At 73.9% G+C, this 24,851-nt stretch carries 31 protein-coding genes; 19 read left to right on the top strand and 12 right to left on the bottom strand.

What is annotated here, in order from left to right; genetic code table 11:
- Positions 1-44 precede the first annotated feature (44 nt).
- The 4 genes from AC5L3Z_RS21460 (at position 45) to AC5L3Z_RS21445 (ending at position 2,159) form a co-directional block, all read left to right on the top strand.
- Positions 45-518: a MarR family winged helix-turn-helix transcriptional regulator gene (locus AC5L3Z_RS21460; RefSeq protein ID WP_494844543.1), complete on the top strand. Its 474-nt coding sequence runs from the start codon at positions 45-47 to the stop codon at positions 516-518.
- A gap of 74 nt (positions 519-592) precedes the next feature.
- Complete coding sequence (locus AC5L3Z_RS21455) at positions 593-1,006, top strand: DUF6069 family protein (protein WP_494844541.1); 414 nt, start codon at positions 593-595, stop codon at positions 1,004-1,006.
- A 140-nt stretch (positions 1,007-1,146) separates the two neighbouring features.
- Positions 1,147-1,659: a GNAT family N-acetyltransferase gene (locus tag AC5L3Z_RS21450; protein ID WP_494844540.1), complete on the top strand. Its 513-nt coding sequence runs from the start codon at positions 1,147-1,149 to the stop codon at positions 1,657-1,659.
- A 74-nt stretch (positions 1,660-1,733) separates the two neighbouring features.
- Complete coding sequence (locus tag AC5L3Z_RS21445) at positions 1,734-2,159, top strand: Hsp20/alpha crystallin family protein (protein WP_494844539.1); 426 nt, start codon at positions 1,734-1,736, stop codon at positions 2,157-2,159.
- A 39-nt stretch (positions 2,160-2,198) separates the two neighbouring features.
- Here AC5L3Z_RS21445 and AC5L3Z_RS21440 read toward each other — a convergent pair whose 3' ends face one another.
- A complete protein-coding gene (locus AC5L3Z_RS21440) occupies positions 2,199-3,191 on the bottom strand; it encodes a helix-turn-helix transcriptional regulator (RefSeq protein WP_494844537.1) in 993 nt (330 codons plus the stop codon).
- A 98-nt stretch (positions 3,192-3,289) separates the two neighbouring features.
- On the opposite strand from AC5L3Z_RS21440, the gene AC5L3Z_RS21435 reads away from it, so the two are divergent.
- Positions 3,290-4,288: a tyrosine-type recombinase/integrase gene (locus tag AC5L3Z_RS21435; RefSeq protein WP_494844536.1), complete on the top strand. Its 999-nt coding sequence runs from the start codon at positions 3,290-3,292 to the stop codon at positions 4,286-4,288.
- 34 nt (positions 4,289-4,322) lie between these two features.
- Positions 4,323-5,168 (top strand): LLM class flavin-dependent oxidoreductase, encoded by an 846-nt coding sequence (locus tag AC5L3Z_RS21430; protein ID WP_494844535.1) that lies wholly within the window; start codon positions 4,323-4,325, stop codon positions 5,166-5,168.
- Between the two features lie 55 nt (positions 5,169-5,223).
- On the opposite strand, the gene AC5L3Z_RS21425 is transcribed toward AC5L3Z_RS21430, so the two are convergent.
- Positions 5,224-5,598 carry a VOC family protein gene (locus tag AC5L3Z_RS21425; protein WP_494844533.1) on the bottom strand — a complete coding sequence of 125 codons (375 nt, stop codon included), beginning with the start codon at positions 5,596-5,598 and terminating at the stop codon, positions 5,224-5,226.
- Between the two features lie 67 nt (positions 5,599-5,665).
- The gene (locus AC5L3Z_RS21420) at positions 5,666-7,372 is read right to left on the bottom strand and encodes an acyl-CoA dehydrogenase family protein (protein WP_494844532.1); all 1,707 of its coding nucleotides are present in this window, start codon (positions 7,370-7,372) and stop codon (positions 5,666-5,668) included.
- A 105-nt stretch (positions 7,373-7,477) separates the two neighbouring features.
- On the opposite strand from AC5L3Z_RS21420, the gene AC5L3Z_RS21415 reads away from it, so the two are divergent.
- Positions 7,478-7,933, top strand: a complete 456-nt coding sequence (locus AC5L3Z_RS21415) for an Rv0361 family membrane protein (protein WP_494844530.1) — start codon at positions 7,478-7,480, stop codon at positions 7,931-7,933.
- Positions 7,934-8,005: 72 nt separating this feature from the next.
- Here the strand turns inward: AC5L3Z_RS21415 and AC5L3Z_RS21410 are convergent, their stop codons facing one another.
- The 5 genes from AC5L3Z_RS21410 to AC5L3Z_RS21390 form a co-directional block, all read right to left on the bottom strand.
- The gene (locus AC5L3Z_RS21410; protein ID WP_494844528.1) at positions 8,006-8,722 is read right to left on the bottom strand and encodes a thymidine kinase; all 717 of its coding nucleotides are present in this window, start codon (positions 8,720-8,722) and stop codon (positions 8,006-8,008) included.
- A 42-nt stretch (positions 8,723-8,764) separates the two neighbouring features.
- Complete coding sequence (locus AC5L3Z_RS21405) at positions 8,765-10,150, bottom strand: MFS transporter (RefSeq protein ID WP_494844526.1); 1,386 nt, start codon at positions 10,148-10,150, stop codon at positions 8,765-8,767.
- A 16-nt stretch (positions 10,151-10,166) separates the two neighbouring features.
- Positions 10,167-10,934 carry a glycerophosphodiester phosphodiesterase family protein gene (locus AC5L3Z_RS21400; RefSeq protein WP_494844525.1) on the bottom strand — a complete coding sequence of 256 codons (768 nt, stop codon included), beginning with the start codon at positions 10,932-10,934 and terminating at the stop codon, positions 10,167-10,169.
- 90 nt (positions 10,935-11,024) lie between these two features.
- Positions 11,025-11,867 (bottom strand): SDR family NAD(P)-dependent oxidoreductase, encoded by an 843-nt coding sequence (locus AC5L3Z_RS21395; RefSeq protein WP_494844523.1) that lies wholly within the window; start codon positions 11,865-11,867, stop codon positions 11,025-11,027.
- A gap of 110 nt (positions 11,868-11,977) precedes the next feature.
- Positions 11,978-12,739, bottom strand: coding sequence for a lysophospholipid acyltransferase family protein (locus AC5L3Z_RS21390; RefSeq protein ID WP_494844522.1), 762 nt, complete (start codon positions 12,737-12,739; stop codon positions 11,978-11,980).
- 150 nt (positions 12,740-12,889) lie between these two features.
- Here AC5L3Z_RS21390 and AC5L3Z_RS21385 point away from each other — a divergent pair, with 150 nt between their 5' ends.
- Both AC5L3Z_RS21385 and cydB read left to right on the top strand, forming a co-directional pair.
- Complete coding sequence (locus tag AC5L3Z_RS21385) at positions 12,890-14,302, top strand: cytochrome ubiquinol oxidase subunit I (RefSeq protein WP_494844564.1); 1,413 nt, start codon at positions 12,890-12,892, stop codon at positions 14,300-14,302.
- Positions 14,303-14,317: 15 nt separating this feature from the next.
- Positions 14,318-15,316: a cytochrome d ubiquinol oxidase subunit II gene (gene cydB, locus AC5L3Z_RS21380; RefSeq protein WP_494844520.1), complete on the top strand. Its 999-nt coding sequence runs from the start codon at positions 14,318-14,320 to the stop codon at positions 15,314-15,316.
- 68 nt (positions 15,317-15,384) lie between these two features.
- On the opposite strand, the gene AC5L3Z_RS21375 is transcribed toward cydB, so the two are convergent.
- Positions 15,385-15,825 carry a MarR family winged helix-turn-helix transcriptional regulator gene (locus AC5L3Z_RS21375; protein WP_494844518.1) on the bottom strand — a complete coding sequence of 147 codons (441 nt, stop codon included), beginning with the start codon at positions 15,823-15,825 and terminating at the stop codon, positions 15,385-15,387.
- A gap of 100 nt (positions 15,826-15,925) precedes the next feature.
- On the opposite strand from AC5L3Z_RS21375, the gene AC5L3Z_RS21370 reads away from it, so the two are divergent.
- Complete coding sequence (locus tag AC5L3Z_RS21370; protein ID WP_494844516.1) at positions 15,926-16,381, top strand: MarR family winged helix-turn-helix transcriptional regulator; 456 nt, start codon at positions 15,926-15,928, stop codon at positions 16,379-16,381.
- A 60-nt stretch (positions 16,382-16,441) separates the two neighbouring features.
- The gene (locus AC5L3Z_RS21365; protein WP_494844515.1) at positions 16,442-17,644 is read left to right on the top strand and encodes a GNAT family N-acetyltransferase; all 1,203 of its coding nucleotides are present in this window, start codon (positions 16,442-16,444) and stop codon (positions 17,642-17,644) included.
- Positions 17,645-17,682: 38 nt separating this feature from the next.
- Here AC5L3Z_RS21365 and AC5L3Z_RS21360 read toward each other — a convergent pair whose 3' ends face one another.
- The 3 genes from AC5L3Z_RS21360 to AC5L3Z_RS21350 all read right to left on the bottom strand — a co-directional run bounded on the left by AC5L3Z_RS21360 (position 17,683) and on the right by AC5L3Z_RS21350 (position 19,780).
- Entirely contained in the window at positions 17,683-18,369 is a 687-nt protein-coding gene (locus AC5L3Z_RS21360; protein WP_494844513.1) for a hypothetical protein, read from the bottom strand.
- Positions 18,370-18,437: 68 nt separating this feature from the next.
- The gene (locus AC5L3Z_RS21355; protein ID WP_494844511.1) at positions 18,438-18,899 is read right to left on the bottom strand and encodes a peroxiredoxin; all 462 of its coding nucleotides are present in this window, start codon (positions 18,897-18,899) and stop codon (positions 18,438-18,440) included.
- A gap of 50 nt (positions 18,900-18,949) precedes the next feature.
- The gene (locus AC5L3Z_RS21350) at positions 18,950-19,780 is read right to left on the bottom strand and encodes a patatin-like phospholipase family protein (protein ID WP_494844509.1); all 831 of its coding nucleotides are present in this window, start codon (positions 19,778-19,780) and stop codon (positions 18,950-18,952) included.
- Positions 19,781-19,856: 76 nt separating this feature from the next.
- Between AC5L3Z_RS21350 and AC5L3Z_RS21345 the strand changes: the two genes are divergently transcribed.
- The 8 genes from AC5L3Z_RS21345 (at position 19,857) to AC5L3Z_RS21310 (ending at position 24,817) form a co-directional block, all read left to right on the top strand.
- The gene (locus AC5L3Z_RS21345; protein WP_494844507.1) at positions 19,857-20,585 is read left to right on the top strand and encodes an SDR family NAD(P)-dependent oxidoreductase; all 729 of its coding nucleotides are present in this window, start codon (positions 19,857-19,859) and stop codon (positions 20,583-20,585) included.
- Between the two features lie 194 nt (positions 20,586-20,779).
- A complete protein-coding gene (locus AC5L3Z_RS21340; RefSeq protein ID WP_494844562.1) occupies positions 20,780-21,226 on the top strand; it encodes a VOC family protein in 447 nt (148 codons plus the stop codon).
- A gap of 39 nt (positions 21,227-21,265) precedes the next feature.
- Positions 21,266-21,436: a hypothetical protein gene (locus AC5L3Z_RS21335; RefSeq protein WP_494844505.1), complete on the top strand. Its 171-nt coding sequence runs from the start codon at positions 21,266-21,268 to the stop codon at positions 21,434-21,436.
- A gap of 452 nt (positions 21,437-21,888) precedes the next feature.
- Entirely contained in the window at positions 21,889-22,596 is a 708-nt protein-coding gene (locus AC5L3Z_RS21330; RefSeq protein WP_494844503.1) for a hypothetical protein, read from the top strand.
- A gap of 7 nt (positions 22,597-22,603) precedes the next feature.
- The gene (locus AC5L3Z_RS21325; protein WP_494844501.1) at positions 22,604-23,173 is read left to right on the top strand and encodes a MauE/DoxX family redox-associated membrane protein; all 570 of its coding nucleotides are present in this window, start codon (positions 22,604-22,606) and stop codon (positions 23,171-23,173) included.
- A complete protein-coding gene (locus AC5L3Z_RS21320; protein WP_494844499.1) occupies positions 23,170-23,703 on the top strand; it encodes a hypothetical protein in 534 nt (177 codons plus the stop codon). Before AC5L3Z_RS21325 ends, AC5L3Z_RS21320 begins: the two co-directional genes overlap by 4 nt.
- Positions 23,700-24,641: a peptidoglycan-binding domain-containing protein gene (locus AC5L3Z_RS21315; RefSeq protein ID WP_494844497.1), complete on the top strand. Its 942-nt coding sequence runs from the start codon at positions 23,700-23,702 to the stop codon at positions 24,639-24,641. Before AC5L3Z_RS21320 ends, AC5L3Z_RS21315 begins: the two co-directional genes overlap by 4 nt.
- A complete protein-coding gene (locus AC5L3Z_RS21310; RefSeq protein WP_494844495.1) occupies positions 24,638-24,817 on the top strand; it encodes a hypothetical protein in 180 nt (59 codons plus the stop codon). Before AC5L3Z_RS21315 ends, AC5L3Z_RS21310 begins: the two co-directional genes overlap by 4 nt.
- Positions 24,818-24,851 lie beyond the last annotated feature (34 nt).

The raw sequence follows: 24,851 nt of genomic DNA, 5'->3' as shown, positions 1-24,851 counted from the left end.
CGGGGAGACGATCCCGTTCCGGACCATCTTGTTAGCCTCGGTGCATGACCTCCTGCTCGCCCGGCGGCACCCCGGACCTGATGTTCCTGCTCTCCCGGGCCAGCCACGCCCTGATGGCCGAGCACGCGCGGGGCCTGGGAGAACTGGGCATCTCGCCGCGGGCGCACTGCGTGCTGCTGCGGGCGCGACCCGGCGACCTGACCCAGCGGCAGCTCGGCGAGCTGTGCGGGATCGACAAGACCACCATGGTGGTCACGCTGGACCAGTTGGAGGCGGCGGGGCTCGCGCGGCGTCTCCCGTCGCCGAGCGACCGTCGGGCCCGCCTGGTGGAGGTGACCCCGGAGGGGGAGCGGGTCCTGGGTCGGGCGCAGGAGATCGCCGCCCGGATCCAGCAGGAGGTGCTCGCCGCGCTGCCCGAGGCCGACCGCGCGGTGCTGCTCCGGTCGATCGAGAGCCTGGTGTCCGGCCGGTTGGCCGGCACCGGTCCGTGTGGGCCACCGGACCGCCCCGGCTGCTAGTTCCGTAGAAGATAGTTCAGATCAAGACTATCTGGTACGGTCGCGTTGTTCGTTCCCGCGACCGAGGAGCAGCCATGAGCGCGACCGCACAACCCGCCACCACCGTCACGCCCGCGCGCCGCCGGGCCGTCGGTGTCGCCGGCGCCGTTCTGGCCTGCGTGCTGATCTGGGTGATCGGCGCCATCGCCGGGGTGGACTACACCGTCAAGAACCCGGGGCAGCCGGAGATGACCGTCGGGATCGGTCCGGTCGTCCTCTTCTCCCTCGGCGCCGCGCTGGTCGGCTGGGCGGCGCTGGCCGTCCTCGAGCGTTTCCTGCCGCGTCGGGCGACCACCGTCTGGATCGCCCTCGCCGTGGTGGTGGCCCTGCTCTCCCTGCTTCCTCTCACGGCCACCGAGGCCACCACCGGCGCGAAGTTGACCCTCGGTGCGATGCACCTGGCGGTGGCGGCGGTGCTGATCTCCCTGCTGCCCTCGCGCCACCGCTGACCCGCTGATAGGCGGCGCCGCCGGAGCGGCGCCGCCGGAGCGGCGCCGCCGGAGCGGCGCCGCCGGAGCGGCGCCGCCGGAGCGGCGCCGCCGGAGCGGCGTCGCCGAAACCCGGTTGACCCGCCGGACATGATCGACGGGTGAGGAGCACCGCGACCTGGAGCATCCGGCCGGCCCACCCCGACCACCCCGAAGCCGTCGCGCTGCTGCGGCGGTACTTCGACGAGATGGTCCGGCGCTACCACGGCCGCCCCTGCCGGGCCGGTGAGGTCGAGTCGGCGATGGCCGACGACCCGAGCGGCGACCTGGTCGCCCCCACCGGACTGTTCCTGCTCGCCCACCGGCAGGGCGCGCCGGCCGGCTGCGCGGGACTGCGCCTGCGGCCCGGCTGGGCGGAGTTGACCCGGGTGTACGTCGAGCCCGGGCACCGCGGCCGCGGCGGGGGAGCGGCGCTGCTCGCAGCGGTCGAGGAGCACGCCCGCACGCTCGCCGTCGACCGGATCCGGCTGGACACCCGCAGCGACCTGGTCGAGGCCCGCGCCCTGTACGCCCGGCACGGCTACGCCGAGATCCCCGCCTTCAACGACGGCCCCTACGCGGAGCACTGGTTCGAAAAGACGCTGCGGGTTGACGTCGGCCCTTCCACGCGCTAAATACAGAAGAGGAAGTTGAGTCGGTTCGACTCAACCCGACACCTTCGGCCCAGGAGAACCGAGGAGGCACGACCATGTTGATGCGTACCGACCCGTTCCGTGAGATCGACCGGCTCGCCGAGCAGTTCTTCGGCACCACCAGCCGCCCGGCGACGATGCACCTGGACGCCTACCGCGACGGCGACCACTTCTACGCCGCCTTCGACCTGCCCGGCGTCGACCCGGACAGCATCGAGTGCACGGTCGAGCGCAACGTGCTGACCGTCCGCGCGCAGCGCCACCGCCCCACCGGCGAGAACGTCGAACTCGTCGCCGCCGAGCGCCCGATGGGCACCTTCACCCGGCAGCTCTTCCTCGGCGACACCCTCGACACCGACCGCCTCGAAGCCGGCTACGACAACGGAGTGCTGACGCTGCGCATCCCGATCGCGGAACGCGCCAAGCCGCGCCGGATCAACGTCACCGCCCAGCGCAACCGGCACAAGCAGCTCACCAGGTGAGCGCGGCCGACGACGGCGGGGGTGGTTCACCCCCCGCCGTCACGCCGGTGGCCCGCCCGGGCGCGGATAGCGGCCGGCCATCGCGTGCGCGGTCGCGGCCACCATCTCGCGCAGCTCGGGCGGCGCCAGCACCTCGACCTGGGCGCCCAGCTTGAGCAGCTCGGTGTGGCCGTGCCGGACCGACTCGATCGGCACCGTCGTGTGCCGCCAGCCCTCCGCGTCCGGCTCACCCGCCGTCGCGCGGGCCGCGCGGCTCATCGCGGTCGGCCACACGTGGGCCATGAACTCCAGCGCCGCCGCCGTCACCCGGATGCGGGCCTCGTCGCGGTAGACGCCGCGCTCGTACCGGTCGGTCCAGTCGGCCCAGAACGCGGCCAGGTCGAAGTCGGCCGGCCGGTCGAACCGCTCGTCGAGGACGGTCACCTGCTGCACCGCCCCGACCCGGTAGGTGCGCAGCTGGTCACCGGAACGGGCCGCGAGGTACCAACGGCCGGCCTTGAGCACCACGCCCAGCGGGGCGAGCACCCGGGTCACCTCACGGGGACGCTGCCACCGCAGGTAGCGCACCCGCACCATGCGGTCCTCCCAGACCGCGCCGGCCAGCGCCGTCAGGTGCGGAACGGGTTCCGGGTCGCGGAACCAGCCCGGCGCGTCGAGGTGGAACCGCTGCCGGACCCGGTCGCCCCGGTCGGCCAGCTCCGCCGGCAGGGCGGCGCGCAGCTTCAACTCCGCCGCGGCCAGCACCGACCCCAGGCCCAGCTCGGCGGCGGGCCCGGGCATCCCGGCCAGGACGAGGGCCTCGGCCTCCCCGGCGGTCATCCCGGTCAGCCGGGTGCGGTAGCCGTCGAGTAGCCGGTAGCCGCCGGCCGGTCCCCGGTCGGCGTAGACCGGCACCCCGGCCGCGCCGAGGGACTCGACGTCCCGGTAGACCGTGCGGACCGACACCTCCAGGGCGTCGGCGAGTTCGCGGGCGGTCAGCCGCCCCCGGTTCTGCAGGAGCAGCAGCAGGGAGACCAGCCGGCTGGCGCGCACCCGACGACGGTAACGCCCGCGCCGACGTGGAACGGTGTCGCAATCCCGTCGGGCGCGCCTCATGGTCAATCGCCCCGAAGACTGAGAGCCTTTCTCGCATGCTCCGTGCCGACGTCCCGGTCCTGCCCCGCGCCGCGGGTCGACCCGCCCTGCCCGACGGGCCGGTCGACTTCACCGAGGCGTGGCTGCGCAACCGGCGGCTGTCGGAGCACACCCGCGACGCGTACCGGCGGGACATCGCGAGCTGGCTGACCTGGTGCGCCGGCCGGGACCTGGACCCGCTGCTCGCCAACTTCCTCGACGTCAACGCCTACGCTCGGCAGCTGGAGTCCACCGTGGGCGCCCGGACCGGACGGCCGCTCACCCCGGCCACCGTGGCCCGCAAGCTCTCCGCCCTGTCCAGCTGGTACGAGTTCCTGGTCAGGCTGCGGGCCGTCGAGGCCAACCCGGTCTCCGGCGCCGACCGGCCCCGGGTGGACCGGGACCACTCGGCCACCGTCGGCCTGACCCCGGAGGAGGTGGACGCGCTGCTGGCCGCCGCCGAGGCCGAACGGGGCCCGACCGCCGCCCGCAACCGCGCCGCCCTCGCCCTGCTCGCCGACCTCGGCCTGCGGGTCGGGGAGCTGGTGTCGCTGGACCTGGCCGACCTGGGCGCCGAACGGGGGCACCGCAGCGTCCGCTTCATCGGCAAGGGCGGCAAGCCGCGCCGCCGGGCGCTCACCCCGGGCACCGCGTACGCCGTCGACGCGTACCTGGCCGAACGGGCCGCCGCGCAGGGGGTCGGCGTGGACGCGCTCACCGGCCCGCTGCTGGTCACCGCCACCGGGGGCCGCCTCGACCGGCACTCGGTGTTCCGCCTGGTGCGCCGCTTGGCGCAGGCCGCCGGCATTCCGGCCGCGGCGAAGCTGTCGCCGCACTCGCTGCGGCACGCCTTCGCCACCACCGCCCGCGCCGAGGGGGTGCCGCTGGAGGACGTGCAGGACGCGATGGGTCACGCCGACCCGCGCACCACCCGCCGCTACGACCGGGACCGGCACAACCTCGACCGCGACCCGGCGTACGTGATCTGGGCGGCCCGCGCCCGGCGCCGCACCTGAGCCGACTGTCCGGCCCCGTCCGTACGGTGCGGGGATGCGACACGGACTGGAGATCTGCTGCGGCGGCCCGGGCGTCACCGCGTCCCTGCTGGTCGAGCTCGGCGAGCTGGCCGAACGCTCCGGCTGGGACGGGGTGTTCCTGGAGGACTACCTGATCCACCACGCCGGCGACGACCCACCCACCTTCGATCCGTGGCTGCTGCTGGCCGCGATCGCCGGGCGCACCGGGCGGATCCGGCTGGGCACCACGGTGACCGGCCTGCCGCGGCGCCGCCCGGCGAAGCTGGCCCGGGAGGTGCTCACCCTCGACCACCTCTCCGCCGGCCGCGCGGGTGTCGCCGTCGGCGTCGGTGACCCCGCCGACCGGGGGTGGGCCGCCTTCGGTGAGCCCACCGACCTGAAGGTCCGGGCCGCGATGCTCGACGAGGGCCTCGACGTGCTGGTCGCCCTGCTCGGCGGCGAGCGGGTCGCGCACGTGGGGCGGCACTACCGGGCCGACGGGGTGGCGCTGCGGCCCGCGCCGGCGCAGTCTCCCCGGGTGCCGGTGTGGGTGGGCGGCAGCACCCAGGCCACGGCGGTGCTCCGCCGGGCCGCACGGGCCGACGGGATCGTGCCGTACAAGCTCACCGACACCGACGGCTGGTCCGACTTCACCCCCGACGAGGTGCGCGACCTGGTGGGCGCGCTGCCGCCGACCCGGGCGGACGGCGCGCCGTTCGACGTGGCGATCGGCGGACGGCGGCGGCGCGCCGACGAGCGGGCCGAGCGGGCGTACCTCGGCGAGCTGGCGGCGGCCGGCGCCACCTGGTGGCTGGAGTACGTCCCGGCCGGCGACCCGGACGACATGCGGAGCGCCGTGGCCCGGGGTCCGCTGCGCTGACCGGTGCCGGCGCCGTCCCCGGCCGGGCCGCGACGACCCGGCCGGGGAGGCGGCGTCAGCCCCGCGGGCGGGGGCAGATGCAGAAGGGCTGGCCGACCGGGTCGAGCAGCACCACCCAGCGCCCCTCGCCGGGCTGGAACTCCGGCCGGGTCGCCCCCGCCGCGACGAACTCCTTCTCCGCCACCTCGAGGTCGTCGACGTACAGGTCGAGGTGGTAGCGCTTGGCGGAGTCCTCGTCGGGCCAGGCCGGTGGCCGGTAGCCGTCGGCCCGGCCGAAGCCGATCGACGTGCCGTCCGGGCTGGTGATCATGGCGTACTCGGCTTCGCTGTGGGTGATCTTCCAGCCGAGCAGGCGGTGGTAGAAGGCGGCCTGCCCGGCCGGGTCGGAGCTGTCCAGGTTGACCATGGCGAGGTCGGCGGTTGCTGTCATGACCGGCAGCCTGCCGCACGTACCTGACATCTCCTGGCAGGTACAGCTTCCGGACCGGCGGCGATCCTCAGCAGAGCACGTCGAGGTGGTGGTGGGCGTCGGCGGCGATGTCCTCGCCGCGCAGCCACCGCCGGGTCCAGAGCCGGGCGGCCAGTTCGGCCTGCTCGTCGCCCCAGGCGGCGTGCTCGACCAGCAGCGCGGCGGTCAGCGCGTACGCCATCCGCAGGGCCAGCCCGCGGGCGCCCGCCAGCACCGCGACCGCCGCCGGATCGGCGGTGACCTCGGCGAGGCTGCCGCGCAGCTCGTCGGCGACCCCGGCGAGGGTGTCGGCCAGCACCGGGGACAGCGGCCGGGCCAGGTCGACGGCGGCGGTGAGCCGGCGCAGCAGCGGCGCGCCGGCGTCCTCCCGGCTGACCGCGCGCAGCACGTCCAGGGCCAGCACGTTGGTGGTGCCCTCCCAGATCGGCAGCACCTGCGCGTCGCGCAGCAGCCGGGCGACCCCGGTGTCCTCGACGTAGCCGGCGCCACCGAAGGCCTCCACGTACTCGCTGGCGGAGGAGACGGCGAGCCGACCGGTGGCGAGCTTCGCCAGCGGCGCGACCACCCGCAGCTCGGCGGCGGCCTCCGGGTCGGCGCCCACCTCGAGGCGGCCGAGCAGCGTGAACGCGTGCCCGGCGAGGACGAACGCGCCAGCGGCGTCGACGGCGAGCGCGCCGAGGGTGGCCCGGTGCAGCGGACTGCCCGACAGCGCGCCACCGGCCACGTGCCGCGCCTCGGCGTACGCCCGGGCCTGGGCCAGACCACGGCGCATGCCCCCGGCGGCGGCCGCGGCGTTGTGCACCCGGGTCACCACCACCAGGGTCATCGCCCGGACCAGGCCGGGCACCGCCGGGTCACCCAACGGCAGCGCGTACGCGTCGCGCAGGCCGATCTCGGCGGTCGGCAGCGCGCGGGTGCCGAGCTTGTCCTTGAGCCGGTGCACGGTGATCCCGGGCGCCGGCGTGTCCGCCCCGGCGGTCGCCCCGGCCAGCGGCGAGTCGGCGGCGTAGCGGGGCACCAGGAACGGGGCGAGCACCCGGCTGCCCCGGCCGGCGCCCTCCGGGCGGGCCAGGGCCACGGCCATCGGCGCGTCGGCGGCGGAGCAGAACCACTTCTCCCCGGTCAGCCGCCACGACCCGTCGGCGGCGGGCCGGCCGGTGGTGGTCGAGCGGGACAGGTCGGACCCGCCCTGTGACTCGGTCATCCACTGGCCGCTGACCACGGCGGTCTGCGGGTCGGTGGAGGTGAGCCGGGGCAGCCAGGCATCCCGGACCCCCGGATCGACCTCGGGGAGGTTGAGCAGCGCGGCGGCGCCGTCGGCCATCGCCACCGGGCAGGAGAAGGTCGCCGACTCCGGCCCGTACAGGTGCAGCAGGGCGTGCTGCACGACCCGGGCGGCGGCGCCCCAGGTGCCGCGCGCGGACGCCAGGTAGGGCAGCGCGACCACGGCGTGCCGCGCGGCGGCGGCCCGCTGGGCCTGCCAGCCGGCGGAGGTGTCGATCCGGTCGACGCGGGCGCCCCACGGGTCGTAGCGGACCAGCCTCGGCGGGTGGGCCTCGGCGTCGGCGTGCGCGGCGCGCAGCGGCCCCACGACGTCGGCGGCCAGGTCCGCGAGGCGGCCCTTCGCCGCGGCGTGGCCGGCCGGGCCGAGCTGCCGCTCCAGCCAGGACCGCAGCAGCGCGTCGCCGGTGTACGGGTCGTCGGGGGTCGGTACCGGCTGCACGTAGCGGCTCATCGTCGCTCCTTCGAGGGTGTGCGCCGACGGTAGACGATGCGGTGGCGGCGCGACAGGGGGCGATGTCCTGCGCGGGTGCGTACCGGGCGCATACGGTCGCAGGTGATGGGCGGTGACGGGTGGACCCGACCGGCCCGGGCCCGCCGTCCGGTGCGGACCGGGTTGGTGCTGGGCGGCCTGACGATGGCCCTGTGCCTGGTCGGGGTGGCCGGGTTGGGCACCTGGAACGTCCAGGTGGTCACCGGGGCCAGCGGCCCCGTGCGGGACACCGCGGACGGGTTCTTCCGGGAGGTCGCCGCCGGGGACGTCGACCGGGCCTACCAGCGGCTCTGCGCGCAGGCGCGCACCCGGTGGAGCGAGGTCGGCTTCGCCGGCTGGGTGCGGACCCCGCCGCTGGTCAGCGGCTACGAGATCGTCGACGTGTCGGTGCGGACGAAGGCCGGCCGGCCGGTCGGCGAGGTGACCGTCCGGGTCACCCGCGACGGTGGGGCCGCCGAGGAGCGCCTGCTGCCGGTGGTGAAGGAGGACGGCGAATGGCGGGTCTGCGGTGACCCGTACTGAGCCGTCACCGGCCGCCGCGACATACCTGGCGGTGCCGTGGCACGCCGACCCGCTGCGCGGCCCGTGGGCCGGTCAGGAGCGCGGGCCGAGGTCGCCGCTGCGGTAGTGGCGGCGGCAGAGCACCTGGTAGCGCACCTCGGCGGTGTCCGCGGTGTCGCCGATGACGACCTGCGCGCCCTCGCGGACCACCCGGCCGTCGACGACCCGGGCGTTGAGCAACCCCTCCCGGCCGCACCAGCAGAGCACCTCGATCTGGATGCGGGCCACCTCGTCGGCCAGCTCGAACAGCCGCTGCGCGGCCGGGAAGAGGCAGGAGCGGAAGTCGGTGGCCAGGCCGAACGCGTACACGTCGACGTCGTAGCCGTCGACCAGCTCGGCCATCTGCTCGACGTGCTCGACGTTGTAGAACGACGCCTCGTCGCAGATCAGGTAGTCCACGCGGACCCCCTCGGCCCAGGTGTCGCGGACCAGCGCGCGCAGGTCGAGGGAGTCGGTGACCTCGACCGCCGAGTGGGCCAGGCCGATGCGGCTGGTCACCTGCGGTCCCAGGGACCGGTCGATGCGGGTGGTGACCAGGCCGCGGCGGCCCTGCCGGGCGTGGTTGTAGTTCATCTGCAACGCCATGGTCGACTTGCCGGAGTCCATCGGCCCCCAGAAGAACTTCAGCGCGGCGGCGTGCAGGGGACGCCCGTCGACGCCGCGGGCGGCGGCGCAGCCGGCCCGGCTGTCGTCCGGGCCCGGCAGGGGGCGGGCCAGGCAGGTCAGGGCGGCAGCGGCGTCGTCGGTCACGTCGGGGCAGCCTAGTCCATCGGCCCGTGCCGATCGGGACGGTCAGAGCACCCGGGGCGGGGTGTTGCCGGCGGCGATGATGGCGCGGCGGATCGGCACGGCGGCCAGCAGCGCGAAACCCACCACGAAGAAGATCAGCAGTGAGACCAGGCCCACCCGGTAGGAGGCGGTGAGCTGGAACACCAGACCGAAGGCGAGCGGCCCGAGCCAGCTGGTGCCCTTGTCGCTGATCTCGTAGAAGCCGTAGTACTCGCCCTCCTTGCCGGCCGGGATGAGCTGGCTGAACAGCGACCGGCTCAGCGCCTGGCTGCCGCCGAGGACCAGGCCGATCGCCCCGCCGAGGAGCATGAACGGCAGCGGCGCCTCGGCGGGCAGCCGGAACGCGGCGATGATCACACCGGTCCAGAGCACCAGGGACAGCAGCACCGTCTTCCACGCGCCGATGCGCCGGGCCAGCGCGCCGAGGGCCAGCGCGCCGCCGAAGGCGAGGAACTGCACCAGCAGGATCGTCACGATCAGGGTGTCCTGTCCCAGCCGCAGCTCCTCGGTGCCGTACTGGCTGGCCAGGGTGATGACGGTCTGGATGCCGTCGTTGTAGACCAGGAAGGCGAGCAGGAAGAACAGCGTCAGCGGGTACGCCTTGATCTGCCGCAGGGTGCGGCCGAGCTGGCGGAACCCGTCGGTGAGCACGTTGCCGCCGCCGGCCAGCGCCGCGGCGGTGGGGCGTTCGCGCAGCCAGCGCAGCGGCACCAGGGTGAACGCCGCCCACCAGACGCCGGCGGACACGATGGACCAGCGGGCCAGGTCGAGGGTGCGCTGCGGGTTGCCCTCCTCGCTGAACATGGTGACCGCGACCAGGTTGAGCGCGAGCAGCACCCCGCCGCCGAGGTAGCCGATCGCCCAGCCGCGGCTGGAGATGCCGTCGCGCTCGTCGGGGCCGCCGAGCTGCGGCAGGAACGAGTTGTAGACGACGATCGCCGCGCCGAAGGAGATGTTGGCGACCAGGAACAGCGCGCCGCCGAGCAGGTACCGGTCGCCGGTGACGAAGGCCATCGCGACCGTCGCCCCGGCGCCGGTGAAGGCGGCCCCGGCGAGCAGCCGCTTCTTGTGGGCCGACCGGTCGGCGATCGCCCCGATCACCGGCAGCACGAACACGGTGAGGAACACCGACAGCGAGATCAGGTACGGGTAGTAGGAGCCGGCCGCCACCTTGATGCCGAGCGGGTACACGTGCCCGTCGCAGGAGTCCGCGCCGAGTTCGCACCCGGCGGCCAGCTCGGTGACGGTGGTGAGGAACGGGCCGAGGAAGACGGTGATGACGGTGGTCTGGAAGGCCGAGTTGGCCCAGTCGTAGACGTACCATCCGGTGCGTTCGCGGCGGGTGCTCGCCGGGGTGGCGGCGGCGGTGGGGGCGACCGTGTCGGCCATCGCGGTCCTCGGGGTTTCAGGCGGCCCAGTGGCCGCGGCTGCGGTAGACGTCGCGCAGCACGCCGACGTGATCGGTCATGATGCCATCCACCCCAAGATCAAGTAAGTCGTGCATCTGGGCGGGTTCGTCGATCGTCCAGACGTGCACCTGCAACCCGAGCCGGTGGCAGTAGGCGAGGAACCGGCGATCCACCACCGGCACCCGGCCGTAGCGCGGCGGCACCTGTGCGGCCACCACCGAGGGCGGCAGCCGCAGCCGCCACCCGTGCAGCGACGCCAGCCGCAGCCGGGCCACCCCGCGCATGCCCAGGCCGGTCGCGACCCGCCCCTCGGTCAGGGCCCGCAGCCGGATCAGCCGGGCGTCGCTGAACGACGCCAGCAGCACCCGCTCGGCCGCGCCCGCCCGCGTCACCGTCTCGACCGTCGGCGCGACCCCGCCGTCGGACTTCACGTCGATGTTGAACCGCACCTGCGGCCACGCGCCCAGCACCTCGTCGAGCCGGGGTACGACGGCGGCCCCGCCGACGCGTACCGACGCCAGGTCGGCCCAGCGCAGCTCGGCGATGCGCCCCCGCTCACCGGTGACCCGCTCCAGGGTGGCGTCGTGGAAGACCACCGCCACCCCGTCGGCGGTGCCGTGCACGTCGGTCTCCACGTACCGGTAGCCGAGCCCGACCGCCCGGGCGAACGCCTCCACGGTGTTCTCGTCGCCCTCGGCGGCGCCGCCGCGGTGGGCGAAGGCCAGCGGCGCGGGGGCGTCCAGATAGCCGGGTCGGGTCAGCACGCAGCGCAGTATGCCTCGCGCCGGGGACTGCCGGATGACCGGTCGGCGCGACCTGCTCCGTCGTTGCCCTCGCCGCCGGGAGGGCGGGCTTCAGCGCAGCCAGCCGCCGGTCAGGTCGGTGACCGCGGTCCCGGCGAGGTCGGCCAGTTTCACCCGGACGAACTCCCGCGCCGTCGTCGAGGTCTGGGTACGCGGCGGCGGGGTCGGGCCGGTGACGACCGCGACGACGACGGTGGCGGCGTCCGCCGAGGACTGCGCCGCCGCGAACACCCCGCCGGCGCGGTCGAGGTACGCCCGCAGCGCCGGTGCGTACACCCCGGCCTGCTCGAGCGCGCGGTCCCGGTCGATGCCGACGTTGGCGACGAACTCGCTGGCCACCGCGCCCGGCTCCACCACGGCGACGGTCACCCCGACGCTCGCCGCGACCGGCGCGAGGGACTCCATGAACCCCTCGACGGCGAACTTCGCCGCGCAGTACGCCTCGTTGAACGGCTGCCCGATGACCCCGCCGACGCTGGTGACGCTGACCAGCCGGCCCCGGCTGGCCCGCAGGTGCGGCAGCGCGGCCCGGCTGACGTGCAGCACCCCGAAGAAGTTGACCTCCATGACGGCCCGCACGTCGTCGACGGTCTCCTGTTCCAGGGTGCCGACGTGCCCGGCGCCGGCGTTGTTGACCACCGCGTCGAGCCGCCCGTACGCGGCCACGGTCTCGGCCACGGCGGCGGCGGCCGAGTCGGCGTCGGTGACGTCGAGGCGGCGTACGTCGATCAGGTCGGCGACCCCGGCGGCGTCGGCGGCGGCGCGCAGCCGGTCGGCGCGCCCGAGGTCACGCATGGTGGCCACGGTGCGCCAGCCGGCGCGCGCGCAGCCCAGCGCGATCTCCAGGCCGATGCCGGTGGAGGTGCCGGTGACCAGCACTGTCTGCTCGCTCATGTCTGCCCTGCCTTTCCTGTGGAACGCCTGCGGGCAGGCTCTCACCGTTCCGGGCCGCGCGAGGGCAACTCCGGGTTGCCCGGCGGGTGACGTGGTCGCCGCCCGGCGGGTCAGGCCGCCGGGCGGCGGCGGTGGGCGCGGCTGGTGTCGACGGGGCGACCGGGGTCGACGTGGCGGGGCCGGTCCGGCTCGTCGGGGCGCAGCGGCGCCAGGGCGTCGGTGATCGCGTCGATGATCCGGTCGGTGCCCTGCCGGGCGGCGCCCCGACCGAGGTCGTGCAGGTCGAGCGGCTCGCCGAAGCGCACCCGCAGCACCGGCCGGCGCAGCATCGAGCGCAGGATGCCGCGCAGCAGGCCCTTGGGTGCCCGGTACGGCAGCACCTCGTGTGAGCCCCACTGGGCGACCGGGATGACGGGGGCGCCGCAGGCCAGGGCGAGTCGGGCGGTGCCGGTCTTGCCGCGTTCGGGCCACAGTCCGGGGTCCAGGCCGATGCGTCCCTCCGGGTAGACCAGCACCACGGAACCGGCGGCGACCGCGTCGGCGGCGTCGGCGAGGGCGTGGTGCACGGCGGCGGTGCCCCGGTCGACGCGCAGGTGGCCGGCGTGGCGCATCAGCGCGCCGAGCACGGGGGCGCGGAACAGCCCGCCGGTGGCCATGAAGCGGGGTGCGACGCCCCGGGCCCGGCAGGCGGCGGCCAGCACGACCGGGTCGAAGGGGCTGATGTGATTGGCGGCCAGGATCAGCGGCCCCCTGCGCAGGTGTGCCGGCACGTCGCCGGTGACCTCCAGTCGGGCCAGGGCGGCGACGGCGAGGCGAGCGATCAGTTGGGCGGTGCGCCAGAACAGCGGCGGGTGCCATCCGGTGGTGTCCATCAGGGGTGGATGGTCGCACGGGGGTCCGGTGGCGGAGGTGATCAGGGTCATTGGTCCCGGGCCGGTTCGGGCCCCCCGGCCCTGCCGATTCCTCTACGACGCGCAGTAGTATTTACTACGTCTCGTAGTATGAACAGCTGGGGGTGCCAGGTGGACGCGTTGGACGTCGCCCGGTGGCAGTTCGGTGTCACCACCGTCTACCACTTCCTTTTCGTGCCGCTGACCATCGGCCTGTCCGTGCTGGTCGCCATCCTCCAGACGCTGTGGCACCGCACCGGCAACGAGCGGTACCTCAAGCTCACCAAGTTCTACGGCAAGCTCTTCCTGATCAACTTCGCGATGGGCGTGGTCACCGGCATCGTGCAGGAGTTCCAGTTCGGCATGAACTGGAGCGACTACTCCCGCTTCGTCGGCGACATCTTCGGCGCACCCCTGGCCATCGAGGCCCTGGTCGCGTTCTTCCTCGAATCCACCTTCATCGGCCTGTGGATCTTCGGCTGGGACCGGCTGCCCAAGCGCCTGCACCTGGCCAGCATCTGGGTCGCCGCGATCGGGTCCAACCTCAGCGCCTACTTCATCCTCGCGGCGAACTCGTTCATGCAGAACCCGGTCGGCTACCGGATCAACCCCGACACCGGCCGCGCCGAACTCACCGACTTCGTCGCCGTGCTGACCAACAAGGTCGCGCTGATCACGTTCCCGCACACCCTGGCCGGATCGTTCCTGGTCGCCGGCTCGCTGGTGGTCACCGTCGGGCTCTGGCACATCATGCGCAACCGCGGCAGCGCCGACACCGGGGCATACCGGTTCGCCACCAGGTTCGGCTCCTGGGTGGTCCTGGTCTCCGCGGCGCTGGTGGCCATCACCGGCGACATCCAGGGCAAGATCATGACCCAGGTGCAGCCGATGAAGATGGCCGCCGCCGAGGGCCTCTACACCACCGAGAGCCCCGCCTCGTTCTCCGTGCTCACCATCGGCAGCCTCGACGGCAGCCGGGAACTGTTCGCCATCAAGATCCCGTACCTGCTGTCGTACCTGGGCACCGGCGACCCCAACGGCACCGTCCAGGGCATCAACGACCTCCAGGCCCAGTACGCCAGCCAGTACGGCGCCGGCAGCTACACCCCGATCATCCCGGTCACCTACTGGAGCTTCCGCTTCATGATCGCCTTCGGGATGGCCGCCGCCGCGATCGCCCTGCTGGTGCTCTGGTCCCAGCGCAAGGGCCGCACCCCGACCAGCCGCTGGCTGCTGCGCGCCGGCCTGGTCATGCCCGTGCTGCCCCTGCTGGCCAACTCCTTCGGCTGGATCTTCACCGAGATGGGCCGCCAGCCGTGGATCGTCTACGGCGAGATGCTCACCCGCAACGGCGTGTCCCGCAGCGTGTCGCTGGCCGAGGTGCTCACCTCCTTCACCGCCTTCACCCTGGTCTACGCCACCCTCGCGGTGATCGAGTTCAAGCTGCTGGTCCGCTACGCCCGAGCCGGCGTCCCCGACCTCACCCCCGCCCCGGAACCCGACGACACCGACGACGCCGAGCGTCCGCTCGCCTTCGCCTACTGACCCCGGAGCCCCACCGTGGAACTGACCACCATCTGGTTTCTCCTCGTCGCCGTCCTCTTCACCGGCTACTTCGTCCTCGAAGGCTTCGACTTCGGCGTCGGCATGCTGCTGCCCGTCCTCGGCCGCGACGACCGGGAACGCCGCGTCCTGATCAACACCATCGGCCCGGTCTGGGACGGCAACGAGGTCTGGCTGATCACCGCCGGCGGCGCGATGTTCGCCGCCTTCCCCGAGTGGTACGCCACCCTCTTCTCCGGCTTCTACCTGCCGCTGCTGTTGATCCTGCTCGCCCTGATCGCCCGCGGCGTGGCCTTCGAGTACCGGCACAAGCGGCCCGAGGCGTCCTGGAAGCGCCGCTGGGACCGGGCGATCTTCTACGGCTCCCTGGCGCCGGCGATCCTCTGGGGTGTCGCCTTCGCCAACATCCTGCGCGGCGTGCCGCTGGACGCCGACCACGAGTACGTCGGCGGCCTGCTCGACCTGCTGCACCCGTACGCCCTGCTCGGCGGGGCCACCACCGCCGTGCTGTTCCTCACCCACGGCGCCGTCTTCATCGCCCTGAAGACCACCGGCGACATCCGCGAACGTGCCGGCGCGCTCGCCGTACGGCTGGGCGTCGGCGCCGCGGTCCTCGCGGTGGCCTTCCTGACCTGGACCCTGAACATCCGCTCCAGCGCCGCCGCCGTCGTGCTGGCCGCCGCCGCGGCCCTGGCCCTGCTCGGCGGGCTCGCCGCGGCCCGGGTACGCCGGGAGGGCTGGGCGTTCACCGGCACCGCCGTGGCGATCGCCCTGGCCGTGGCCACCCTCTTCGCGGCGCTGTTCCCGAACGTGCTGCCCTCCACCGGCGACCCCGCCGGCACCCTCACCGCCGTCAACGCCGCCTCCACCCCCTACACCCTGAAGATCATGACCTGGGTGGCGGTGATCTTCACCCCGATCGTCCTGGCCTACCAAGGTTGGACCTACTGGGTGTTCCGCAAGCGGATCGGGGTAGTGAACATCCCGCAACACTGAGACCACGCGTGGGGCGCGAGGGAGACGCGGGGCCGGTGCGAGGGGGTCGCACCGGCCCCGCGACGCGGTCAGCCCCGGCTCGCCGCCAGGTCCTCGTCGGCCCGCCGTTTCACCAGGGCCAGCACGCGGCCCGCGACGGCCATCTCCCCGGCGGGGATGCCCGCGTAGAGGCGGGCGGTGATGCTGGCGACGGCGTCGTCGACGCGACCCCGAACGTCCCGGCCGGCGGCGGTGAGCGCGAGGCGGGCGCCGTCCTGCCGGATGAGCCCGGCCTCGGCCAGTTCGGCGATCGCGGTCCGCGCCGCCGGTTCGTCGACCTTCAGGGCGCTGGTGATCCGGTCGGTGAGGGTGGCGCGGTCGACCTCGCCACCCTGGCGGGCGACGACACCGAGCACGACCGACTGGGTGAAGGTGATCCCGAGCCGGGCCAGTTCCCGTTCCAGTACGGCTCGGGTGGCGTGGTGGGCCTGGCCGAGGACCTGGCCGTCGAGGGTGGGTGTGGGGGACATGGGACTCCTCCCGATCTTTTCGTTGGCGCAGCCAACGTTGGCTCGGCCAACGTATCAGAGGTCGTGGGCCGCGCCAACGAACGCTGGTAGGGTCCGCCACGTGGAGACCACCGACGGTGCGCAGCCACCCACACGCCTGCGGGCCACCCCGAGCTGGCTGCTCACCCAGACCGCCGCGCACGCCGCCCGTCTCGTCACCGAAGGACTCGGCCGGATCGACGCCCGCGGCTACCACTACCGGCTGCTCGCCGCGCTGGAGGAGTACGGCCCGGCCAGCCAGGCCGAACTGGGCCGCCGCTGTGGCATCGACCGCAGCGACGTGGTGGCCGCCCTCAACGAACTCGCCGCCCGCGACCTCGTCCGCCGCTCACCCGACCCCACCGACCGGCGCCGCAACATCGTCACCATGACCACCGCAGGCGAACGGGAACTGCACCGGATCGCACACACCCTGCAACGGATCCAGGACGACCTGCTCGCCCCACTCACCCCCACCGAACGGGACCAGCTGTCCCGCCTGCTGACCAGAGTCCTGCGTCACCACAGCCGCCCCTGACCCACCGGCCGCCCGAAAAACCGGCTGGCCGGCCCGACCCACGCGGCTAGGGTGTGCCGGGTGTCCACCATCCCTGACGTCCGTGAACTCACCGCTGACGAGCTGGCCGACGCCTGGCAGCTCGGCCGGCTCGCCTTCGGCTCCGCCCCGCAGCCACCCGCACACGCCACCACCCCGGTGCCCGGCATGACCCGCTACGGCGCCTTCGACGACACCGGCCGGCTCGTCGGCAAGGCCGTCGACCTGCACCACGACCAGTGGTGGACCGGCCGGCCGGTCACCGCCGCCGACGTCGCCGGCGTCGCCGTCGCCCCCGAGGCCCGCGGCCGGGGCGTCGCCCGCGAGCTGCTGCGCGCCCTGCTGCGCGGCGCGCACGAGCGGGGCGCCGCGGTCAGCGCGCTCTTCCCCACCGTCGGCGCCCCCTACCGCGCCTGCGGCTGGGAGGTCACCGGCGTGCTGCGCACGGTCGACCTGCCCACCGCCGTCCTGCCCCGGCACCGCACCACCGGGCGGCTGACCGTCCGCCCCGGCGACCTCGCCGACCTGCCCGCCGTGTCCGACCTCTACGAACAGGTCACCCGGCACCGCAACGGCCTGCTCACCCGGCGCGGCCCGGTGTTCGACCACTACCGCGACCAGGTCACCGCCGACGACCCGCCCTTCGACGGCCTGACCCTCGTCGAGCACGACGGACGCCTCGTCGGCTACGCCGGCTGGAACCGCGGCCGAGGCTACGGGCCCGACGCCGTCCTCACCGTCGAGGACCTCTTCGCCACCACCGCCGACGCCGCCCGGGAACTCGTCGCCGTCCTCGCCAGCTGGCACAGCGTCGCCCCGACGCTGCGACTGACCCCGCTGCCCGGCGACGCCCTCGCCGCCCAGCTGCCGCTGGAGAAGGCCCGCGAACACGAACAGGACACCTGGATGCACCGCCCCGTCGACGTCACCCGCGCCGTGGGGCAACGGGGCTGGCCCCGCCACGCGCGCGGCAGCGTCGAGTTCACCCTCGACGACGAACTCGCCGACTGGAACACCGGCACCTGGCGCCTGGAGGTCGCCGACGGCGCCGCCCAGCTCACCCGCGTCACCACCGACGCCGCCCTGCACCTGTCCGTACGCGGCTTCGCCCTGCTCTACGCCGGCGCCGCCACCGCCCAGTCGGTCACCGACGCGGGCCTGCTGCGCTGCGCCACCGGCGCCGACCCCCGGGCCCTGGACCTGCTGGCCGCCGGGGGACCGGCGCACCTGCTCGACTACTTCTGACCGGTCGGCGGGGCCGCCTCAACGGCCCCGCCACCCGTTCAGCGGGCCTCGCGCAGCTCCGCCAGGCGCGCCTCGATCTCCGCCAGCTCGGCGCGCAACTTCTCCGCCTGCTGCTCGGCCTCGGCCCGCTCCGCGCCCAGGATCTGCTCCACCGCCTCCTGCACCCCCGGCACGTCCACCAGCGCCACCATCTTCAACGCCTCCGCCGGCTTCACCACGTACGGCTTCGCCAGCGCCTTGGCACCCTGCTGCGCCGCCACCGTCCACTCGCCGTCGGCGTACGCCAACGTCACCGTCAGCCCCGCCGGACCCTTCGGCTTCACCGCCTTCACCGCCCGCCGGGCCGGCTTCGCCTCCACCTGCTGCTCCACCTTCGGCTCCTCCCGCCGCGGCGCCGGCACCCGCGGGGTGTCCAGCACGAACTCCGGCTCCACCGGCGCGACCGGCTCCTCGGCCGGCGGCTCCGGCTTCGCCTCCACCACCTTCCGACCCGCCCCACGCGGCGCCACCGCCACGTCGGCGGGGGAGAAGGGCAACTCGTCGCGGCCGAAACGCACCACCACGAACTCGTCGGACACCGCCGGATCGGTCAGCTCCACCACCTGACCCACCTGCCCGGCGACCTGCCCCGCCGAGGCGGTGAAGACCACCTTCGGCTTCCGCCCGGCGGCCAACGCCTCCCGGATGCCGGCTACCTCGTCATCGGACAAACCCTGGCCCGCCATCACAGCCCTCTTCCGTACACGTGTCTGATTGCTGCCCTTGATACCAGCCGGCTGCGACAGCCGGAAGATCAACCCCCCAGGGCCCGCAACGCCTGATCCGCGTGAGCGTTCATGTCCAGCTCACTGTGGATCGCCGCGAGCACCCGCCGGTCCGCCCCGATCACGAACGTCATCCGCCGCATGCTCAACGGCCCCAACGGCAGCCGGCGCCGCACCCCGAACGCCTCCGCCACCGCGCCGTCCACATCCGACAACAGCGGATAGTCGAAGCCGTGCCGCCGGGAGAACTCCGCCTGCTTCTCCACCGGATCCCGGCTGATCCCCACCCGCTGCGCCCCCACCGCCGCGAACTCCGCCGCCAGATCCCGGAAGTGGCAACTCTCCGCCGTGCACCCCCGCGTCATCGCCGCCGGATAGAAGAACAACACCACCGGGCCCGAGGCCAACAGCTCCGACAACCGCCGCGGCGTACCCGTCTCGTCCGGCAGGACGAAATCCTCCACCACGTCACCGACGCCCACACCCGCCACCGCGCACCTCCACGCTCACCGCACCGACGCGCGCAGCGTACGCGCCGCGCTCAGCCCCACACCGCCGCCACCTCCGCGGCCACCACCGCCGCCTGCGCGAAGCCCGCCCGCGCCGCGGCCGCCCGCCGCGCCGGATCCAACACGTTGCGCCCGATCGCCGCCCGCGCCGCCCGATCCGGCGACACCACCGCCACCCGCGCCCCCGCCCGCAACGCCGCCACCTGCGCCGACAACCGCGGCATCGGCCCGAACGCCGACGTCACCGGCGCCAACACCACCACCCGCTCCGCGCCCGCGGCCAGGTCCGCGTTCACCGCCGAACGCACCCCACCGTCGACGTACCGCCGCCCGCCGATCGTCACCGGCGGCCACACCCCCGGCACCGCGCAACTCGCCCCCACCGCGTCCACCAACGACACCCCACCACCGGCGTCGAACACCACGAACTCACCCGAGGCGGCGTCCACCGCCGTCACCAGCAGCCGCCGCGCCGGCCACTGGCGCACCGGCAACCGCGCCTCGATCACCGCCCGCCGCGACGCCTCCGACGGGGTACGCGCCGCCAGCGCCATCGCCCCGATCCGCGCCCGCGCCCGCACCGCGTCCCGGGTACGACCACCCGCCCACACCAGCCGCGCCACCGCCGCCACCCCGAACCGCGCCGCCACCTCACCCACCGGCGGCGCCAACTGCGCCTGGTACGACTCATCCACCGGCCGCCCCGAGCACAGCTGCGCACCCACCACCGACCCGGCCGACGTACCCACCACCAGATCCGCCTCCGCCAGCGCCACCCCCCGCCGCGCCAACCCGGCCAGCAGCCCCCACTCCCAGGCCACCCCCGTCACCCCGCCGCCGCCCAACACCAACGCCCGCGTCACCTGTGACCACCCTCTCCCTGCCCGACCGGTGCCGGAAACGGTAGCGTCGCCTCACTCGGAGCAGGGGAGCGGCGCATTGAACCCAGTCACCGTCATCACCGGCGGCAGCCGCGGCATCGGCGCCGCCACCGCCCGCCGGCTCGCCCACGACGGCCACCACGTCGCCATCGGCTACCGCCGCGACCACGCCGCGGCCGCCGGCGTCGTCGCCGACATCCACGCCCTCGGCCGCCGCGCCGTCGCCGTACCCGCCGACACCACCGACCCCGAACAGATCGCGCGGCTATTCGACGCCGCCGCCGACCTCGGCCCTCTCACCGGGCTGGTCAACAACGCCGGCGTCACCAGCCCCATCGGGCCCTTCACCGACCTGCGCCCCGACGACCTGCGCCACGTCGTCGACGTCAACCTCGTCGGGTACGTCCTCTGCGCCCAGCAGGCCACCCGCCGGCTCACCCGAGGCGGCGCCATCGTCAACATCTCCTCCGCCGCCGCCACCCTCGGCAGCCCGGGGGAGTACGTCCACTACGCCGCCGTGAAGGCCGCCACCGACACCCTCACCGTCGGCCTGGCCAAGGAGCTCGCCCCGCACGGCATTCGGGTCAACGCCGTCGCACCCGGCGTCATCCGCACCGACATCCACACCCTCTCCGGCGTGCCCGACCGCGCCGACACCGCCGCCGGCCGGATACCGATGGGCCGCGCCGGCGAACCCGACGAGGTCGCCGGCGCCGTCGCCTGGCTGCTCGGCCCGGACGCCTCGTACACCACCGGCGCGGTGCTGCGCGTCGCCGGCGGCCTGTGACACGGCCCCGGGCCACCCCGATCAGCTAGATCCGCCCTGGCACCAGTCGTCAGACTTGCCAGGATTTCTCGTTTTCTAAGGATTTCGGATGATTGCTGGTTGAGGATGGGCGCAGGGAGCCAGACAAGGGCACAGAAACCGAAGGCGTGGAAACGTCGCTGCCATCGCAGGGGAGAGGAGCCGACAGCGTGGACATGAGACTCGAATTCGTCATGGTGCCCGTCGCCGATGTGGGCCGGGCCAAGAGCTTCTACCAGTCGCTGGGGTGGCGGGAGGATGCCGACCTCGGCGAGGGGCCTGGCCGAGTGGTGCAGATGACACCACCCAGGTCGGACTGCTCGGCCATGTTGGTGGGCCCCGGTCACACCACCGCCGCGCCCGGCTCGGTGCAGGGCCTGTACCTGGCGGTGGAGGACGTCGAGGCGGCCCGGGCCGAACTGGTGGGCCGCGGCGTCGACGTGAGCGAGGTGTTCCACGACGCGGGCGGTGGCCTGCCCCTCGCGAACGGCCAGGGACGGGTCCCCGGGCTGGCTCCGAACCGCGGAAGCTACTTCTCGTTCGCCTCGTTCAACGACCCGGACGGCAACGGCTGGTTCCTCCAGGAGATCACCACGCGCTTTCCCGGCCGACTGTGGCAGTGACTGCCGGGTCGGCGAGCATCGCGACGAAGGAGCGCTCCCATGCCAACGACCTATGACTCGGTGGCCGACCTGGCAGCCGCGCTGCGACGCGCGGAGGCCGCACACGGTCGCCACGAGCAGGAGGCCGGGCCCGACCCGGACTGGCCGGCCTGGTACGCGCAGTACATGGCCGACGAACAGGCCAAGCCCGAAGCGAGCGGAAGCGACTGAGCCGGCCTCGTCATCGTCGGCCGCTGTCCCCTTCTCGTTCCCCGAGCCACGTCAAGCGCCCCTGACCTGGACTCGGCTCAAGCTGGTGGGAACCGCCCTGGTTCGGCACCTCTCACCAGCTCGAGCCGGGTCCAGGTTTCGTCGTCCGGAACTCGAGATGCTGGCGGCTGTCGCGGGCGGGGGAGAGCAGACCGGAGGCCCACTGGGCGGCCCAGCCGGCTGAGCCGCGCGAACAAGGCACTCACCCGCCGCCCGGTCCTCGCGATTCGTGACGTCCGCGTCCGGTCGGCGCGATGCGCTCGATCCGGTGCGCGCTGCCGGGTGGCCCCGATCCCACCACCGGCAGGGTACGAGCGGTGGTGAAGAAGAGCCACGTCGGGGCTTGCGAGTGATATTCGACACACGGATAATTCGACGCCACACATTCCGCACCTCACGGGGGAGGTGGAGTGATGGCAGCCACGGAGGCTCCTGTCGCACACCGTGCCATGGACGGCCGGCGCTTCCTGCTCAGCGGCCCACTCGACCTCAGCGCGCCGTTCACCTCGGTGGTCGAGCTGACCATCGCCGGCCGCCAGCACGAATTCACCGCCGGCTCGGTCGGCCTGGCCGACGAACTGGCACAGGCCCTCGGCGTCACCGACTTCGACGAGCACCTCAACTATCAGGGCGGCACCCTGTCCACGGCGCGCGTGACGTCGTACGACGCGCAGGTGCGGCTGGACGAGGACCGGCTGGTGGCGGCGTGGCGCGGGCGCCGGTACTGCTTCCTCACCCAGTTGTACGGCGCCTCGACCGCAGACCTGCTCGCGGTGCTGCGGACACTGCGAATCGCCGAGCACGACGACGGTCTCGTCGTGCGCCCCGACCCCCGGGCCGCCAGCCGGTTCACCGCACCGGCGACGGTGCTCAAGCAGGTGCCCGGACTCGGCCTGCTGGACATGACGCCGCTCACCGCGGAACGCGCGCGACAGCTGCCGTCGTGGCGAGGGCTGCGAACCCGGGCGGGAGAACTCTTCCGGGACACGCTCTCGGACGGCAAGCCCTACTTCGTGCTCGCCGCCGCGGACACCTGGGTCACCGTGCTACCACTGGCCGACACGGTGCTCGACCGGGTACCGGACCTGGTGGACCGGCTACGCGTCCAGTCGGCCCAGTGAGGCGCTCGTGTCAACCCTGGCCGCCAGCGTCGCGGCGTACACCGTGCTCCTCACCCTGCTCGTCGCCTGCGGTGAGCACCTCTCGAAGCCGGCGGCGCTGTCGGCGGCGCTGGCCGCCCAGCGGGTGGTCCCCGCGCCGTCCGTCGTCGCGGCGGTGGTCATCGCGACCGAGGGCCTGCTCGGCGCAGCCGGAGTCGTCGCCCTGCTCCGCGACGACGGTGGCCGACTCCTGGGCGTGGTCCTGGCCGCCGGTTGCGCACTCCTGACGACGTACGCCGGCTACGCCCGGTACGTGACCTCGACCGGCCGGGCCGTCCCCTGCGGGTGCTCCCGGGTCGAACTGCCGATGACCGGCTGGGTGGTGGCGCGCGCGGCCACGCTCGCCGGCATGGCCCTGGTCGGATCACTGATGTCCGGCGCGGTCGTGCCGGTGGGGCGAGCCGGCACCGGACTCACGATCGTCCTGCTCGCCGCCGCGACCTTCACCGCGCTCCTGGCGCACCTGCCAGCCGCCATGCACGACCCGACCCCGGATCAGCCGCCGCTCGAGGTGACACGAGGAGAGGTACCCGGATGAGTTTCCAGACGAGCGCGGTGATCCTGAGCTGGATCGCCATCCTGCTACTGGCCCTCGTGGTCTCCGGCCTGGTACGCCAGGTCCACGCCCTGACCAACGGCGCCGTCGGCCGCCGCGCGTCCGTCGGCCTGCGGCCCGGCTCGCCGGCGCCCGGCTTCGGTGACCTCGCGCCACCGTCCCCGGCCACCCTCGTCCTGCTCTTCCTCGACGGCGGCTGCGCGACCTGCGACCAACTGCTCGACGAAGCCACCGCACAGGCTCCACGAACCGACGCGGTGCTTCGAGTCCTCTACCGGCAGGCTGTCCCGCCACACGCGGCCGACCGGCCGATGACCATCCTCGGCGAGCAGGCGGACCTCTTCGACCGGTACGACGCGATCGCCACCCCGTTCGCCGCCGTGATCGACCCGACCGGGCGCGTCCGCCGCTCCGAGCCCGTCGGCTCCCGGGCGGCTCTGCGCCAACTACTCGACCAGGTCGGCAACCCGTCCGACCAACCGGCTCCGAGCCAACGAGGAGGCGCGCGGTGACCACCCTCGACGCCGTACCCGCCCTACGGGGGACCGACCCCGGTACCGGCCCCGCGGCCCGCCGACACCCGCCGGCGAGCCGGACCAGGAGTCGACTCACCACCTCCTGGGCGCTGTCGCGGCGCACGCTGCTCCAGGCCGGCACCGCGGTGGGAATGGCCGCGCTGAGCGTCTTCCCGGCCGCCCGCCGCGCCTACGCCGACGGATACACGATCTACGGCGGGTGCCCGACGTACGCCGCCGACCACAACTGTTCCCCGGGCTGCGGCCCCAGCCCGGTCTTCGGCGACGCCTGCAACACCAGCGGCAGCTACGCCGGCTACCACAAGAACGACGGCACGACCTGGAGACTACGGCCGAACCAGTGCTACGCCGGCACGTACGACGGCTGGCTGTGGCGCTACGCCGGCGCGTGCGGCGCCTGCGCCTGCGGCGTCGAACGCCGGTGCCACGACGGGTACCGGAAGACCAGCTCGGGCTGGGTCAGGTCGATCTGCCGCTGGAACACCAGCTGCGGGTGCCTCACCACGGTCAACTGGCCCACCACCAAGCGCGGCCAGACCGGCACGAACGTCTACACCGTGCAACACCTGCTGACCGCGCACAGCCATTCGACCACGGTGGACGGGATCTTCGGCAGCGGCACCGAGACCAGGGTGAAGCAGTTCCAGACGGCCAAGAAGATCACCGCGACCGGCGTCGTCGACGCCGGGACGTGGCCCCTGCTGGTGAGCACCGTGCGCTTTTCCCACAGCGGGCACGCCGTGCGCGGCGTGCAGCGGCAACTCAACAAGCACGGCTACAGCCTGCCCGTGACCGGGTACTTCGGTTCGCAGACCGAAGGCGCGGTACGCGACGTGCAACGCAAGAGCGGGCTCTACGTCGACGGCATCGTGGGACAGAACACCTGGCGCACCCTCACCGGCGGCGTCGTGTGACGAACCAGCCGCCACCGGTACGACCCGTTGCGCCGCTGCGCCGCTGGGCCACCCACCCGCTCGTACCCGTCCTGCTGTTCACCGCCGGGGCGGTGCTCGCCGCCGCGTACGGACACGTGCTCACCTGGGCGGTGGTCGGCGGGCTGGCCGGCTACACCCTCTCCGGCTCGGTTTGAACCCGCAACAGCGCGTACGCGCTGGCCTCGCCCG

Source organism: Micromonospora sp. LZ37 (assembly GCF_059359015.1).
The sequence above is the reverse complement of the archived record's forward strand: the minus strand, read 5'-3'. Positions and strand labels throughout refer to the sequence as shown.